The sequence below is a fragment of the Jeotgalibaca porci genome (assembly GCF_011299095.1).
GTDB lineage: Bacteria > Bacillota > Bacilli > Lactobacillales > Aerococcaceae > Jeotgalibaca > Jeotgalibaca porci.
This window is the reverse complement of the sequence record NZ_CP049889.1, coordinates 1,150,572-1,165,239: the sequence shown is the minus strand read 5'-3', so window position 1 is coordinate 1,165,239 and position 14,668 is coordinate 1,150,572. Positions and strand designations below refer to the sequence as shown.

Here is a 14,668-nt window from a genome sequence, read left to right as displayed (position 1 = left end):
ACTGACGCTGACTTCCGATATACTATAAGAGAGCATAAAACGGACCATAAGGAGGCCATTTGCTATGAAAATAACCAATGGACAAAACTATTACTTAAACGCAGTAAATCAAAATAAACAAGCAACAGTACAATCCAACTCTAAAGCAGTGGAATCTACTACTAAAAAAGAACATATTTCCGTAGACATTTCAGATGAAGCACGTAAATTATCCAAAGCTAGCTTGAATGCTGCACCAAGTGAAAAAGCAGCCGCAATTAAAGCAGCAATCCAAGCCGGTACATACACTGTATCAGCTGAAAAGATTGCTTCCGGCATACGCGATACAATGGTTGCCCAAAAAAAGGTTGAAAAATAATGGAGATAACCAATAATCCTGGTGATTTTTTAAAACAATTTATTGCATTACTTGAACGAGAAAAAGAAGCATTGATTCATAATGAGGGTGCTGTCATCCAGAGTATTGTTGCAGAGAAACACGTCTTTATTGAATGGTTTCCCACTTTTGATTTCCAACAAGATGCAGATAATGAAGTAGAGGCATTAGTTGATACAATTCGTCACTTACAAGAGACGAATTTATTATTAACGAAGCAAGCCCTTGATTATCAAGAAGCGGTCATGGAAGCACTAAGTAAAGGTGTAAAAAAAGCAGGGAAAACCTACTCTAAATCCGGTCAGCAAACAGGCTTGACCCAAGCAAGTATATTGAATCAATCACTATAGGAGGAATACCGTGTCAGGATTATTTGGAACACTCAATATCGGCGTTAAAGGCATGACAGCAGCACAAACTGCATTACAAACAACGAGCCATAACGTCTCTAACATGAATACACCCGGCTATTCACGTCAACGGGTGAATTTACAAGCAGACAACCCTTATAACTATACGGGAGTTGGGCAATTAGGAACGGGAGTTAAAATGTCCGGTGTTGTCCGCGTTGTTGATGATTATGTAACGAAGCAGATTCAAGACGAAACTTCTTCTTATAGCCGTCATGCAACGAAGTCAGATGCTTTGTCACAATTGGAAATGATTTTTGACGAGCCATCGGAAACAGGCTTGAGTGCTGGCTTTAGCCGTGTCTATGCGGCATGGAATTATCTGGGATCAAGTCCAGAGCTTGCAACAGCAAAAACAATGGTCAGCCAAGAATCTCAAACATTAACCGATACAATAAAGCAAATGGCCAATCAAATCGAAGGATTGGAAGGCGATACGCTTTATTCAATCGAAAAAGACGTTTTAGACTTTAACGAAAAAGTTGGACAACTTTCAACCTTGAATAAACAAATCTTTAATGTTGTGATTAAAGGCCAAACACCTAACGATTTATTAGACCAACGCGACCGTCTGACGACAGAACTTGCTAGTATTGCGGACGTTACGGTTACGTACGATAAATTCCAAGGTGTAAAACTGGAATTAGATGGTAATCCCGTATTGGATGGCGACACCATTCAAAAATTGGCAGTTCAATCCGGCGGAGCAAAAGGCGAACTTGAACTCCAAGGTGCAGACGGTTCTGTAAAAGCTATTGCTATTGAAAATGGCAGTATCAAAGGGTCCCAAGAAGCACTTGCAGTTATCAACGATAAAAAAGTGGAGTTGAATCAGTTAGCCTATAGCTTTGCTACAGCTGTTAATACAGTTCACGGCAAAGAGTTCTTTACTGTTTCACAAACAGATGCAGCAAAAAATATTACTGTGAATGCAGCTATTAAAGCTGATACATCACTGATTAATGCAGGGAAAGATTTGGATTTGGATAACCCAGCAGCAGGTGATGGTTCACGGGCAACGGCTATTTCAGCGTTAGCGACAACGAAATTGAATTATTTCCAAGGTGCAGATTTTGTTGGAAACTATGACGAAGATAAAATGAGTTTTACTCCGCAAACAAGTGGTACAACAACAAATGGTGCCTACAATGATATGGTTACAAGTATGGGGATCATCAAACAGCAAGCCGATAATATTGCGGCGAGTCAATCAGAAGTATTAGGCTTTTTAGAAGATAGAAGAAGTTCAATCTCCGGCGTGAATATGAACGAAGAAGTCGTTGATATGATGAAATTCCAAAGTGCTTTCCAAGCGAATGCCCGAATCATTTCTATCATTGATGAAATGCTCGACACATTGATTAATCGAACAGGGGTGTAATAAATGCGAATAGCTGATAATATGCTAACGCGTGGTTACTTGAAGAACCTTTCAGTCAACCAACAAAACGTTCAAAAATTCCATCAACAGCTCTCTTCGATGAAGGAAGTTTCTAAACCTTCAGATAATCCTTTGTTGGTCTCACAAATTATGGAATTAAAAGAGAACATTATTCAAAATGGGCAATATCAAACAACCTTAACAGATGCTAAAGACTGGACAGATATGCAAGACGCGGCTTTGAGCAATGCAACGGATTCCCTTATGCGAATTAGCACGTTGGTGCAATCAGCCGCTAACGGAACGATGAATGAATCAGACCGCCTAGTGGTTAAAGCCGAAGTCGAAACGGAAATGCAGACCTTTGTCGATTCCTTGAACACCAATTTCGGCGGTCGGTACATCTTCGGCGGAACCAAGACAACGATTCTGCCTTTCGAGATTACGAAAGCGGATGATGGTTCGATTACAGGCATTCAATACAAGGGAAAGAAACAAAATATTTCCCGTGAAATTTCGTCTGGCGTCAATTTAGATTTAATGACGGATGGCTCGAAGTTATTGAATAGCGATAAAATGGGGGACTTGTTTGTAAAAATTACAGACGCCTTGCAAAAGGACGACGTCGCTGCATTGAGCAACTTGTTAGCCGACACGACCGCAAGTATCGATCACGTTGTGACGTTCCGTACTGAAATCGGCGCAATTTCTAACCGTTTAGATTCAGCGCTATCCCGCAACGAAAGTCAGGACTTAAACCTACAAGAAATGCTTTCATCAAAAGAAGATATCGATATCGCCCAAAAATATATGCAATTCTCAATGGAGCAGGTAGCCTACCAGGCTTCCTTGCAAATGGGAACGAAAGTTTTAAGTACAACGATTCTCGACTACCTCTAAAGGGTAGTCTTTTTTTATGGAGAAAATGAAATCGTACAACATAGAATAGATTTCTATCACTTTTGTAAAATAAAACCTTTTAAAATTTAACTTTCTTATAAATCAACCGATAAAGAGTAAAGGGTTTACATTTTACAAAAGGGGGAAATAGGATGGCAAAAGAAGAAAGTAAAAAATTGGTACTCAAGAAAAACTTAAGCGGGATGTTAATGCCATATGTTTTGGGGATGACAGCTCTGCCGATGATCGCGTTATTTCTTTTTATGCACTTTGTTACCAATGATTGGCGCTACAACCTGATCGCAATTTTACTAGCTTCAGGTATCGTAATGGCAATCGCATATACGCTTTCAAATAAAATAATTAAATTGGTTGCAAATATGTTAACGGGTAGCTTTTTACGGGTAAGTGAAGGAGATTTGACGACACAGTTTAGTCTAACTGACTATAAAAATTTTACTGGAAAAACAAATCCGGCTACTCACTACACGGATCCGAATGAATTTGAGAATATTACCGCTGCCTTTTCTGATATGGTGGCACATTTCAGTGAACTGATTGGAAATATTCAAAGTGGTTCCAATAATACGTTCACGATGGCAAATGAACTAGTGGAAATGTCTCACCAAACAACAATTGCAACTGAAGAAGTTGCCTCAACAATTTTATCTGTAACCGAAGAAACGAATGCACAATTATTTGAAACGCAAAAAATGACGCAAGATGCGACAGTACTAGCTGATTTACTAACTAATATGGAAGCTGTTATCGTAAAAATTGGGAACTATATGGATGAAACGAACACAGCTAACGGCGTAAATGAGCGCAGTGTGAAGAGTGTAAGTGAAAGCTGGAAACAAGTAAACGATGAAATGGCTGTTTTGATGACAAGTATCTACGACGTAACGAATGCCGTTAAAGAAGTTGAAACGATGACACAAACAATCAGTGCCATTGCGGATCAAACCAACTTATTGGCGTTAAATGCTTCCATCGAAGCAGCACGTGCCGGTGAGCATGGTCGCGGCTTTGCGGTTGTAGCGGATGAAGTCCGAAAATTGGCTGAACAAAGTAATACAGCTTCAAATAACATTCATAGTATTATTCAAACCATTGCAGTGAAATCAGACGAAATGCTAACCAATGTCAAAGGAACGACGGAGCTTGGCGGTCAACAAACGGAAATGGTTCAAAAAGCGTTAGATACGAGTATCACGGTATCCGATAAGATTCTTCTTGTAGCTGAACAAATTGCCGGTCTGTTTATGATGGCAGATGAAATCAATGAGAAGAGAAGCAGCTTGGTCGCAAGTACAGACGAAATCCTGCAAGGTGCAGAAGAAAATGCGGCTAGCATAGAAGAAGTATCAGCCAACACCGAAGAAATCCTGGCAACCATTGAAGAAATGTCTTCGAATATTCAACAAATGATGCAAGCTTCCGGCAGCTTAAAAAGCCAAGCCAACCTCTTCTTAGCCGAAGTTGACGAAGAAGCAAGTATGGAGCGGGTTGAGCGGATTGCCAAGCGTGCGCAAGTAACTGCGTTAACGGGCGAAATGGAATTACAAAATTAATAAAAAATCCAATTTTTTCCTTAACTATCTTTAACCACACCCGATAACTAATAATAGAGGCAAGACCTCATTAAACAAAACATAGGAGGCAACACAAATGAGAATTAATACAAATATTTCCGCAATGAACACATACTCACGTCTAGGCGCAGCTAACGCTTCTAAATCTGGATCTTTAGCTAAACTATCTTCAGGTCTACGTATCAACAAAGCTGGGGACGATGCAGCAGGTCTTTCTATCTCAGAGAAAATGAAAAACCAAATCTCTGGTTTGACACAAGCAACTCGTAATGCTCAAGATGGTATTTCTTTAATCCAAACTGCAGAAGGCGCTTTGAACGAAACACACTCAATCTTGAATCGTATGCGTGATCTTTCTGTACAAGCAGGAAACGAAACAAACAGTGTCGACGACTTGTCAGCTATTCAAGATGAGTTGACTGCATTGACTTCAGAAATTGACAGAATTGCTACAACTACAAAATTTAATGGTAAACAACTATTAGCTGACGAAGAAAGTGTATCTTTACAAATTGGTGCAGATACTAATGAAAAAGATAAGCTAGAAGTTAAACTCAAAAACATGACTTCTAAAGCGCTTCTTGATAACAAAGTTTCTTTAGGTAAAAAAGCAGAAGATGACGATGTGGTAGCAGAGGTAAAAGAGGAAGTTGATGGAGACGGTAAAGTTACCAAACCGGGTGTAAAAGGTGTTGCACTAGGAGATTTTATGCCAGCTGCTAAAGTAGGAGAAAAAACTGCAGCAGATACAGCTATTGAGGCAATTGACGGAGCAATTAAAAAAGTTTCTGAGCAACGCTCAAACCTAGGCGCTACACAAAACCGTCTAGAACACACAATCAACAACCTAACTACAACAAAAGAAAACCTATCTGAAGCTAACTCACGTATCCGTGACGTTGATATGGCTGAAGAAATGATGTCATTCACGAAATCAAACATCCTTTCTCAAGCAGCTACATCCATGCTTGCGCAAGCTAACCAAATGCCACAAGGCGTATTGCAACTATTGCAATAATCTTCATAAAATTTTTAACATGGGAAACGACTACAATCGTTTCTCATGTTTTTTTGTCTTAATTATTTTTTTTTTCATCCGATAGAAAGACAAGTAGAATAATTCGTGCATAATTAACTGGGGGTAATACTGATGGAACGGATCACACATGTTAACCGAATTTTATTTGATGCCAAACAGAATTATTTAGAAAAGAACGTCGCACCTAATAAAAAGAATCAAGCAGATGATAAAGAAGTCTTTAATGAAACGACTGATTTAAAAAGAATTGTCAGTGAAGCCAATAAATATGTGGTAGGCTTAAACACAGAATTTTCAATCGAGACACATGAAGGCACCAATCGCACCATTGTCAAAATGATTGATTTACAAACACACGAAGTAATCAAAGAATTTCCACCTGAAGAAATGCTGAATGTAATTGCAGGTATTTGGGAACAAGCAGGTATTTTAGTGGATAGAACGGAGTGAAGAAATGGCAAGTTCAATGAACATCATGGGAACCTATTCGGGGATTACCATGGAAACGGTGGAACAATTAATCTCAGCGGAATCAGGGAAGCTTACTAAATTTACAGGAGAACAAACGTCTCTAAAAGCTGAACAGTCAGCTTGGAAAGATGTGCAAACACGTTTGACGAATCTTACCGACAAAATGAATGCTCTAACGAAACCAGCGGCGTTTGATGCAAAGAAAGTGAAGCTTTCTCAGGAAGGAAAGTTCACTTTAAGTGCGAGTCCAGCTGCTCTTTCAGGTGATTTTTCAATCGAAGTGAAACAGCTCGCAACCCGTACGCAAGTCATCGGAAATAAACTAGAACTGGCTGAAGACACAAAATTGAGTAGTGCTTGGGGTAAAGCAGGTGATTTAAAGATTGGTATCGCTGGTAAAGATGCCCAAACAATTACGATTTCAGAAACAGACAGTATTGAGTCAGTTATTGACCGCATTAATGAATCAACCAAAGAGAGCGGCGTTTCTGCGGTTATTATTGATAACCATGTGGTTCTTCAAAGTGCGGATTTAGGTAATAAAAAAATTAACATCGGCGGGACAGTGGCAAGCGACTTAGGCTTAGATATCGTAGGATCAAATAACATTACTCACATGAGAGGAAATAAACTAGAGCTAGCTGAAGATACAAAATTGACTAGTGCTTGGGGTAAAGCTGGCGATTTAACGATTGGTATCAGCGGTAAAGAAGCCCAAACGCTTCCGATTTCAGAAAAAGACAGCATTAAGTCAGTTATTGATCGTATTAATGAATCTACAAAAGAGAGCGGCGTTTCCGCGGTTATTATTGATAACCATGTGGTTCTTCAAATTGAGGATTTAGGGGATAAAACAATTACTATTGGCGGTACACTGGCGAATGATTTAGGTCTCGCTAATCTGAAGCCGAACCAAGTCACACAAGGGAAACAAGCTTCTGTCATCGTAAACGGCATTGCTATTACGCGTGATACCAACACGATTTCCGATATTATGGAAGGTGTGACATTGACTCTGCAAGCGACTACGACAGAGGCAGTCACAGCCAAAGTAACCGACGATTTAGAAGCTAGTACGAAGCTTGTACAAGATTTTGTCGATCAATATAACTCGACGATGACCTTTATTTCAACGCAATTGGATGTAGGTGATCCTTCACAGGAAAATAATAAAACGGGGGCCCTTGCGGGAGACGGCAGTATCATGCGTCTACAATCACAATTACGCGGTCTATTAACCCAACCTGTTGCGAATGGTAACGCGGGGAATAATACTGCGACCGCAATCGGTATCAGTGTAGATCGTAGCGGTAAAGCAACGTTGGATAAATCTAAACTCGAAACAGCTTTAAAAGAGAACAGCAAGATTGTTTCCGATTTGTTTAACTATACGGTTGAAACAACGTCAGAAGCAGCCGACGGAACAACGGTTACGAAAAAAGACGAAGTGGGTATGGCACAAAAATTCAGTACATTGCTTAATAGCTTTACGGACTCTAAAGAAGGAATCATTGCGACTAAAAATGAAACCTATGACAAAATGATTAAAGATTTAGACAAACGCATTACCGTCTTTAATGAACGACTAGATGCGAAACGTGAACGTTATATTAAACAATTCACTGCTTTGGATATTGCGATGATGGAAGCAGAGTCACAAATAAATTACCTCATGAGTCAAGTCAGTTCATCAAATGGTAATAATAAATAGGTGAATATATGGACGAACGTATAATACGCATAAAAGAGATGCAAAAAATGACCGCTAACTGGGATGGCAGTGCCGCTCAAGCGCAAGAAGTTATTAGTCACTTAAAACCACTCGTTGTCTACTTGAGTACAATGGAAGCCGTTCCTTATTCACCAGAGGAAGCGTTGCTATTACAGGCTATTATTACGAAGCAACAGGAAATGATTGCCGTACTAAAAGTAGCAAAAGCAGAAGTTGCAACGGAAATGCGCGCGATGAATAAAAAAGAAGCCTTAGTAAAAAACTATCTTTATCCCAGAAAACAACCAACTTTTGTGAACCACCATTTATAAGGAGTCCGTTATGTATAATAAAAATGCAAAAAACATGTATCAACAGAATCAAATTTTAACTGCTTCACCAAAAAAATTAGTCTCGCTGTTATTTGAAGGAAGTATTAAAAACTTATCATTAGCCAAGATTTTTATAGAGAAAAACGACTTTGAACAAGCGAATAAAACGCTTCAAAAACATCAAAATATTATTGTAGAATTACAAAGTACGCTTAATTTTGAAGAAGGCGGAGAAGTGGCCAAAAGTCTAGACACGATGTATACCTACTTATATGAACAAGCAATGCTTGCGAACGTTCAAAAAGATGTCACAATTATCGACAACTCTATCAAAATTGTCAAGGAATTATTAGAATCTTGGAACCAAATTTAATGCCTATATACAAGCCATGGAAGTGCTTTCACGACTATAATTAGTCAAAAGCCTTCCTTTTTCTGCGTTAAAATATATGCATTATTATTATATAATATTTTTGTTGAATACGATTAAATATCTGCTATAGTTATCAAGGAATAAACAATAGTTTTTCAATCAAACCTTTAAATGTTAAGTTTTCACATTTAATTTTCATCATTTTATAATAAACGGAGGCGCAATCAATATATGACAAATATCAACCTAAACCTCTTGAAAAATGCAATCGAAGCATCATCATTAAGACAAGATGCAATTAATAGTAATATCGCTAATATAAACACAGATAACTACAAAACGAATCAGGTAGCATTCGAAACGCTCCTGTCTAAATCCGTTCATGGCGTGACCATCAATAAGACTCAAGAACAACATTTGGGAAGCAGTAACATCGCAGATATTAAACCGATTGTGAGTAAGCGCACAGGGACCTCTGTGAAAGAAAATGGCAACAACGTAGATTTGGACATGGAAATGGTGAACCTCGCAGAGAATTCATTGTACTATCAAGCACTCATTAGTCAGCTGAATGGTCAGTATTCACGATTGAAAACAATTATAGGTGGATAGGAGAAAGTGAAAAATGGCAGTTTTTGATGCATTACATATTAGCTCCAGCGGGTTAAGTTTAGAACGCTTGAAATTGGATACGTTTTCTACAAATATCGCGAATGTGAATACAACGCGTACAGAAGAAGGCGGTCCGTATCAAAGAAAATCGATTGTGTTTGAGGAAGCGCTTAAAAGCAGTTCGAGTCAATTTAACTTAAACAACCAAAAAAGTTTTGGAGTACGAACAACAGAAATCGCGACTGATGAGACGGTCGTGATGACTTACGACCCTTCACACCCCGATGCCAATGCAGAAGGCTATGTGGCTTCATCCAATGTAAATATGGCAGATGAGATGGTTAATATGATGAACACGATTCGCGCTTATGAAGCGAACGCAACAGCTCTAGAGGCTGGTAAAGACATGCTGAAACAAGCATTGCTGATTTCGGCTAAGTAGGAGGAATAAAATGAATATCGAAGCAAGTACACGTATCATGTTGGACCGTCTAAATGGCGTAGAACAAATGGGCTCCTTTCAGACAGCAGATATTAATGGCAGTAATGGTTTTGGAAATATCTTAGGCGATGCCTTCTATCAATTAAGTTCACAGCAAATCCGAGCAGATCAGTCGATGCAAGCGATGATTATGGGTGAAGATATTGAAATGCATGATGTCATGATTCAAACAACCGAAGCGCAATTATCATTAGAATTGGCTGTTCAAGTTCGTAATAAGTGCATTGAAGCGTTTAATGAAATGAAAAACATGCAATTTTAATTGTCGATAAGGGGAGCTATGGAAGTCAATGGATGTTTTTAAAAATATAGGTAAGACAATTAAATCGGGATGGGACGATTTATCTCGGCTAAAACGTATAGGTTTGGTCAGTATACTTACACTTATCGTTTTCGTGGGAGGAATTGTCTCTTTTCTTGCGCAAAAAACAGAGTATGCGCTCTTATTTTCGGAAATTGAGGCCGCAGACTCTGGCGCAATTGTAAGTGATCTCGATGCACAAGGAATTTCGTACCGATTAGAGGATAACGGCACGACCATCTATATCGATGCAAAGCACGTGGATAAGTACCGGATTAACTTAGCAGTTAATGATATGTTGCCCAATTCATCTGTGGGATTTGAGATTTTTGATTCGACAAGCATGATGGCAACGGATGAAGACCGTAAGATTATGCAACAACGGGCTATTCAGGGTGAATTAGAACGCGCGATTGGTGCCTTGAGTGGCGTCGAAAGCGTTAAAGTTCTCCTATCAATACCGGAAAAAAGTGTCTTTACACGTCCGGAAGACACATTGGCAACAACTGCTTCGGTTATTGTTGCTACAACAGGGAACAATACTCTTTCAACGTCAGCTATTCAAGGAATGGCAGCATTAGTGAGCGGAGCAGTAGACAATCTTCCGATAGAAAACGTGAGTATCGTAGATCAAAGCGGTAAGCTGTTAAGCGGCTTTATCCAATCGGGTACGAATGTACAATCTGCTGATTTAGCTTCACAAAACCGTCAAATTGAAAGCGAGTATGCTTTAGAGTTGGAGCGTAAGTTAATAGCAACGTTAGCACCAGTTTATGGTGTTGAGAACTTATCCGTTTCCGTCAACGTCAAGATGAACTTTGATATTGCGGAAGAAGAGGTTATTGATTACGGTTCAAATGGTCAAACCGGTGCTGCAGGTGAAGGCAGTGATATACCATTTGTGCGTAGCCAAGATATTTCTGCCTCGGGTGGAGAAATTGGTTCCGGCGATGGTGCATTAAGTGGAAATGATGTTTCAGTCACTCAAATTATTGAGGGTGAAAGTGGTAATACAGCACAATACAACAGTACAACCAATTATGAGTTTGATACGACTACGAAACGCCGTGTTTTAGAGACAGGGGCGGTTGAAAATATTTCTGTATCTATTTTATACAATGAAAGTTTTGCTGTTATGGAACAAGAAGCATTGCAAACAATTGCAATGGGTGTTGTCGGAACGACAGAGAGAAATGATGTTCAAGTAACCGGAGCGCGCTTCTTAACAGCAACAACGCCTGAAGTGACGGAGCCAGTAGTAGTGGACTCCCTTCAAACCTTATGGGATGACTACAAGTATTACCTGATTGGGATAGGCGGCTTTATGCTTGTCAGCTTGATTATCGCTGTTGTTATTTCCGGCCGTCGTCGTCGCCGTGAAGAAGAGGACGAATTCGAAGAAGTAGAAGACAACAGTGAGAATATGCTTCATTTGCAAGCGATGGAATTAGCCGAGAAAGATGAGAAGGACTCTCTTCAAGAATTACTCCAAGGTGAAAAGTTGAAGAAAGAAACGGAAGCACACAACCATGCGAAAGAAAATCCAGCAATGGTAGCAGACCTTCTAAAAATGTGGATGAAGGATGAGTAATGAGATGGAAGAAATGTCTGGAATTAGAAAAGCAGCCCTCCTCCTTATTTCTCTAGGGGCGGAAACTTCGGCTGAAATTTTGAGACACTTACCGGACGGAATGATCCAAAAAGTAAGTTATGAAATTGCCAACATTGATTTCGTTAATCCGACAGATCGCGAAACAATCTTGGATGAATTTATAGAGATGTCACAAGCACGGCAATACGTCATCGATGGCGGTGTTGATTACGCACGTGAAGTATTAAACCGGGCGTTAGGTGCGCAGCGTGCAAAAGAAGTGATTGATATGTTAACGCAAATTCAATTGCGTGAACGTCCCTTCAATATTGCCCGTAAAGCCGATCCGATGCAGTTAAAGAATTTACTCTTGAATGAGCAGCCACAAACTGTAGCTTTGATTCTTTGCTATATGCAACCGGATAAAGCAGCCTTGATTCTGGCGCAATTTCCTTTGGAACTACAAACGGAAATCGCTGAACGAATTGGAACGATTACGCGTACTTCACCAAAAGTAATCGAAAAGATTGAAAAAGTAATCGAGAACAAATTCTCTAGCTATGTGGAAAATGAAACGGAAACAGTCGGCGGCGTGAATACGTTGGTTGAAATCCTGAATTCAGTTGGACGTGGGACAGAGAAAAATATTCTCCATGCACTGGATGATCGTCATCCGGACTTGGCTGACGAAGTACGTGCCAACCTATTTACATTCGAAGACATCACAACCCTTCAAAATGCAGACGTACAGAAAGTCTTGCGTTTGGTTGATAATGATGACTTGATGTTAGCACTGAAAGGTGTGGCAGATGATATTCGCAACTATATCTTCAGCAATATGTCGCAACGTGCAGTTGAAACAATGAAAGAAGATATGCAATTTATGGGGCCAGCACGTCTATCAGCTGTCGAAGAATCGCAACAGAAAATTGTTGGTGTTATTCGAACGCTCGATGAAAGCGGCGAGATTTACTTAAGACGAGGTGAGCAAGATGCTGTTATCTCATAGAGTGATTAAGGCAGGAAATATGGCTGTTGATACAACGACTGCGGATATTCAAACAGAATTAAAAGTAGAACATATTATTGAAACCATCCAAAATACGAGCCCAGAGCGGGATGCTTATCACGAAGAAAAATTACAGATGGCACGTTTTTTGAAAGAAGCAGAAGAAGAAAAACGTGCGATTGTTGAAGCAGCGAAGCAAGATGCTTTAGAAGCACGCATACAAGCAGAAGCAGAAGGCTTTAGAGCCGGCGAAATTCAAGGTCAGGAAATGGGCTTCCAGTCCGGTTATCAGACGGGATTAGAGGCTGCTCAAGTAGAAGCAGAGAAATTAAAACAAGCTGCTCACGAAATGATGAGCATGGCTTCGCAAGAAGTGAATGCTTTCTATACAGCTAAACGCGAAGAAATCATTGCCTTGGCTGCACAAATGGCCGAAAAAGTAATCCATGAAAAAATTAATACATCTGATGAAAAGATTATTGCGCTACTAGAGCCCATCTTGAGTCGAATGGTCCAAGAAAGTAAATTCATCACCTTAACGGTAACGCCTGAATTGCAAAATTTTACCAAAGAAAAGATCAAAGAACTGGAAAAGACGTTTCCTTTATACCGTTTTGCCGTGTTAGTTGATTCATCACTAGAAGAAAATGGCTGCATTATTGAGACTTCTCATGCGATTGTAGACCTGCAAGTAAAGCAACAATTGGATGCAATGGTGGAAGAACTGTCAGAAATGATGGTGAGCTAAATGTTTGATGTTCCTTTTGAAAGTTATCAGGAGAAGCTCGGCAAGAAAACATATCACCAAGTCAAGGGGAAGGTTAGTGAGGTAACCGGTCTCATAATCAAGGTTGAAGGTTTAGAAGCCTTCATTGGCGAAGTGTGCGAGATTGAAATTAAAGCAACAGAGAAGAAAGTACTCTGTGAAGTCGTTGGATTCGTTGAGAGAACCGTTTTGCTGATGCCTTTAGACGAATTAGAAGGAATCGGTCCGGGGTGTGTCGTACATCCAACGGGCCGTACCTTACAAGTAGAAGTTTCTGATTCCTTGTTAGGTACTACTATTGATGGATTGGGGCGTCCGATGTCCCACCAATATCAGTTCGAAGGGATTCGCCGCGATGTGAACGGAAGTGCACCCGATCCCTTTAAACGGAAAAAAATAGAAAAAGTGATACCCACAGGAATTAAAGCAATAGATGCCACCCTAACGATTGGTGAAGGACAACGGGTGGGTATTTTTGCCGGGTCCGGGGTTGGTAAGAGTACATTGTTAGGGATGATTGCCCGCTATTGTGAAGCAGATGTGATTGTGATTGGTTTAATCGGTGAGCGTGGGCGTGAGGTCTTGGAATTTATTGAGAAAGATCTCGGTCCTGAAGGTTACAAAAAATCAGTCGTTGTTTGTGCGACATCCGATTCACCGCCATTGGTGCGGCTAAAAGGGTCTTACACCGCTACCGCGATTGCCGAATTCTTCCGTGATCAAGGTAAAAAAGTGGTCTTGATGATGGATTCAGTCACACGTGTGGCGATGGCGCAACGCGAAATTGGTCTTGCAACGGGCGAACCGCCAACCACAAAAGGGTATACACCTTCTGTCTTTACTACTTTACCGAAGCTATTGGAACGAAGCGGGATGTCTGATAAAGGTTCCATTACTGCATTTTACACCGTTCTGGTTGAGGGTGATGATATGAATGAGCCGATTGCCGATACGGTTCGGGGGATATTGGATGGACATATCGTATTGTCACGGAAAATCGCTGCCGAGAACCAGTACCCGGCCATCGATATTCAAAACAGTATCAGTCGTCTGATGAAAGAGATTGTTTCAGACACGCATTATCAATTAGCAGGGAAACTCAAAGAAAATATGGCGCTCTACGCAGAATCAAAAGACTTAATTGATGTGGGTGCCTATCAACGCGGGACGAATCCACGGGTTGACCGAGCGATTCAATTACATTTGCCGATTAAAGATTTTCTAAAACAACAAGTAGAAGATCCGTATTTATTCGCGGACACATTGGATATGCTGGCAACTACGTTAAACCAGCGGTAA

General features: G+C 40.2%; 17 protein-coding genes. All 17 read left to right on the top strand.

Features of this window, described 5'->3' with window-relative positions; all coding sequences use genetic code 11:
- Window positions 1-64 precede the first annotated feature (64 nt).
- The 17 genes from flgM (at window position 65) to fliI (ending at window position 14,668) form a co-directional block, all read left to right on the top strand.
- On the top strand, window positions 65-358 hold the full coding sequence (gene flgM, locus G7058_RS05930) for a flagellar biosynthesis anti-sigma factor FlgM (protein ID WP_166062686.1): 294 nt from the start codon (window positions 65-67) through the stop codon (window positions 356-358).
- Complete coding sequence (locus G7058_RS05925) at window positions 358-726, top strand: flagellar protein FlgN (RefSeq protein WP_166062685.1); 369 nt, start codon at window positions 358-360, stop codon at window positions 724-726. Before flgM ends, G7058_RS05925 begins: the two co-directional genes overlap by 1 nt.
- Window positions 727-736: 10 nt before the next feature.
- The gene (flgK, locus tag G7058_RS05920) at window positions 737-2,167 is read left to right on the top strand and encodes a flagellar hook-associated protein FlgK (protein ID WP_166062684.1); all 1,431 of its coding nucleotides are present in this window, start codon (window positions 737-739) and stop codon (window positions 2,165-2,167) included.
- A gap of 3 nt (window positions 2,168-2,170) precedes the next feature.
- The gene (gene flgL, locus G7058_RS05915) at window positions 2,171-3,067 is read left to right on the top strand and encodes a flagellar hook-associated protein FlgL (RefSeq protein ID WP_166062683.1); all 897 of its coding nucleotides are present in this window, start codon (window positions 2,171-2,173) and stop codon (window positions 3,065-3,067) included.
- A gap of 152 nt (window positions 3,068-3,219) precedes the next feature.
- On the top strand, window positions 3,220-4,641 hold the full coding sequence (locus G7058_RS05910) for a methyl-accepting chemotaxis protein (protein WP_166062682.1): 1,422 nt from the start codon (window positions 3,220-3,222) through the stop codon (window positions 4,639-4,641).
- 97 nt (window positions 4,642-4,738) lie between these two features.
- Window positions 4,739-5,680 (top strand): flagellin N-terminal helical domain-containing protein, encoded by a 942-nt coding sequence (locus tag G7058_RS05905; protein ID WP_166062681.1) that lies wholly within the window; start codon window positions 4,739-4,741, stop codon window positions 5,678-5,680.
- Window positions 5,681-5,812: 132 nt separating this feature from the next.
- Window positions 5,813-6,151: a flagellar protein FlaG gene (locus G7058_RS05900; protein ID WP_166062680.1), complete on the top strand. Its 339-nt coding sequence runs from the start codon at window positions 5,813-5,815 to the stop codon at window positions 6,149-6,151.
- Between the two features lie 4 nt (window positions 6,152-6,155).
- Window positions 6,156-7,883 carry a flagellar filament capping protein FliD gene (gene fliD / locus G7058_RS05895; RefSeq protein ID WP_166062679.1) on the top strand — a complete coding sequence of 576 codons (1,728 nt, stop codon included), beginning with the start codon at window positions 6,156-6,158 and terminating at the stop codon, window positions 7,881-7,883.
- Between the two features lie 8 nt (window positions 7,884-7,891).
- The gene (locus tag G7058_RS05890) at window positions 7,892-8,215 is read left to right on the top strand and encodes a hypothetical protein (RefSeq protein WP_166062678.1); all 324 of its coding nucleotides are present in this window, start codon (window positions 7,892-7,894) and stop codon (window positions 8,213-8,215) included.
- Window positions 8,216-8,225: 10 nt separating this feature from the next.
- Window positions 8,226-8,588, top strand: a complete 363-nt coding sequence (fliS, locus tag G7058_RS05885; RefSeq protein ID WP_166062677.1) for a flagellar export chaperone FliS — start codon at window positions 8,226-8,228, stop codon at window positions 8,586-8,588.
- Between the two features lie 231 nt (window positions 8,589-8,819).
- A complete protein-coding gene (gene flgB / locus G7058_RS05880; protein ID WP_166062676.1) occupies window positions 8,820-9,200 on the top strand; it encodes a flagellar basal body rod protein FlgB in 381 nt (126 codons plus the stop codon).
- Window positions 9,201-9,213: 13 nt separating this feature from the next.
- Window positions 9,214-9,642 carry a flagellar basal body rod protein FlgC gene (gene flgC, locus G7058_RS05875; RefSeq protein ID WP_166062675.1) on the top strand — a complete coding sequence of 143 codons (429 nt, stop codon included), beginning with the start codon at window positions 9,214-9,216 and terminating at the stop codon, window positions 9,640-9,642.
- Between the two features lie 10 nt (window positions 9,643-9,652).
- Complete coding sequence (fliE, locus tag G7058_RS05870) at window positions 9,653-9,964, top strand: flagellar hook-basal body complex protein FliE (RefSeq protein ID WP_166062674.1); 312 nt, start codon at window positions 9,653-9,655, stop codon at window positions 9,962-9,964.
- A gap of 28 nt (window positions 9,965-9,992) precedes the next feature.
- Complete coding sequence (gene fliF / locus G7058_RS05865) at window positions 9,993-11,594, top strand: flagellar basal-body MS-ring/collar protein FliF (RefSeq protein WP_166062673.1); 1,602 nt, start codon at window positions 9,993-9,995, stop codon at window positions 11,592-11,594.
- A 4-nt stretch (window positions 11,595-11,598) separates the two neighbouring features.
- Window positions 11,599-12,603, top strand: a complete 1,005-nt coding sequence (fliG, locus tag G7058_RS05860) for a flagellar motor switch protein FliG (protein WP_166063728.1) — start codon at window positions 11,599-11,601, stop codon at window positions 12,601-12,603.
- Window positions 12,587-13,351, top strand: coding sequence for a FliH/SctL family protein (locus tag G7058_RS05855; RefSeq protein ID WP_166062672.1), 765 nt, complete (start codon window positions 12,587-12,589; stop codon window positions 13,349-13,351). The genes fliG and G7058_RS05855 overlap by 17 nt, the downstream gene beginning before the upstream one ends.
- On the top strand, window positions 13,352-14,668 hold the full coding sequence (gene fliI, locus G7058_RS05850) for a flagellar protein export ATPase FliI (protein WP_166062671.1): 1,317 nt from the start codon (window positions 13,352-13,354) through the stop codon (window positions 14,666-14,668).

Excerpts from the sequence above, each read along its gene's own strand:
- G7058_RS05855 (WP_166062672.1), top strand. The coding sequence starts at position 12,587 with ATGCTGTTATCTCATAGAGTGATTAAGGCAGGAAATATGGCTGTTGAT.
- G7058_RS05925 (WP_166062685.1), top strand. The coding sequence starts at position 358 with ATGGAGATAACCAATAATCCTGGTGATTTTTTAAAACAATTTATTGCA.
- flgM (WP_166062686.1), top strand. The coding sequence starts at position 65 with ATGAAAATAACCAATGGACAAAACTATTACTTAAACGCAGTAAATCAA.
- G7058_RS05900 (WP_166062680.1), top strand. The coding sequence starts at position 5,813 with ATGGAACGGATCACACATGTTAACCGAATTTTATTTGATGCCAAACAG.
- fliI (WP_166062671.1), top strand. The coding sequence starts at position 13,352 with ATGTTTGATGTTCCTTTTGAAAGTTATCAGGAGAAGCTCGGCAAGAAA.
- G7058_RS05905 (WP_166062681.1), top strand. The coding sequence starts at position 4,739 with ATGAGAATTAATACAAATATTTCCGCAATGAACACATACTCACGTCTA.
- fliE (WP_166062674.1), top strand. The coding sequence starts at position 9,653 with ATGAATATCGAAGCAAGTACACGTATCATGTTGGACCGTCTAAATGGC.
- fliS (WP_166062677.1), top strand. The coding sequence starts at position 8,226 with ATGTATAATAAAAATGCAAAAAACATGTATCAACAGAATCAAATTTTA.
- G7058_RS05890 (WP_166062678.1), top strand. The coding sequence starts at position 7,892 with ATGGACGAACGTATAATACGCATAAAAGAGATGCAAAAAATGACCGCT.
- flgB (WP_166062676.1), top strand. The coding sequence starts at position 8,820 with ATGACAAATATCAACCTAAACCTCTTGAAAAATGCAATCGAAGCATCA.
- fliD (WP_166062679.1), top strand. The coding sequence starts at position 6,156 with ATGGCAAGTTCAATGAACATCATGGGAACCTATTCGGGGATTACCATG.
- G7058_RS05910 (WP_166062682.1), top strand. The coding sequence starts at position 3,220 with ATGGCAAAAGAAGAAAGTAAAAAATTGGTACTCAAGAAAAACTTAAGC.
- flgC (WP_166062675.1), top strand. The coding sequence starts at position 9,214 with ATGGCAGTTTTTGATGCATTACATATTAGCTCCAGCGGGTTAAGTTTA.
- flgL (WP_166062683.1), top strand. The coding sequence starts at position 2,171 with ATGCGAATAGCTGATAATATGCTAACGCGTGGTTACTTGAAGAACCTT.
- fliG (WP_166063728.1), top strand. The coding sequence starts at position 11,599 with ATGGAAGAAATGTCTGGAATTAGAAAAGCAGCCCTCCTCCTTATTTCT.
- fliF (WP_166062673.1), top strand. The coding sequence starts at position 9,993 with ATGGATGTTTTTAAAAATATAGGTAAGACAATTAAATCGGGATGGGAC.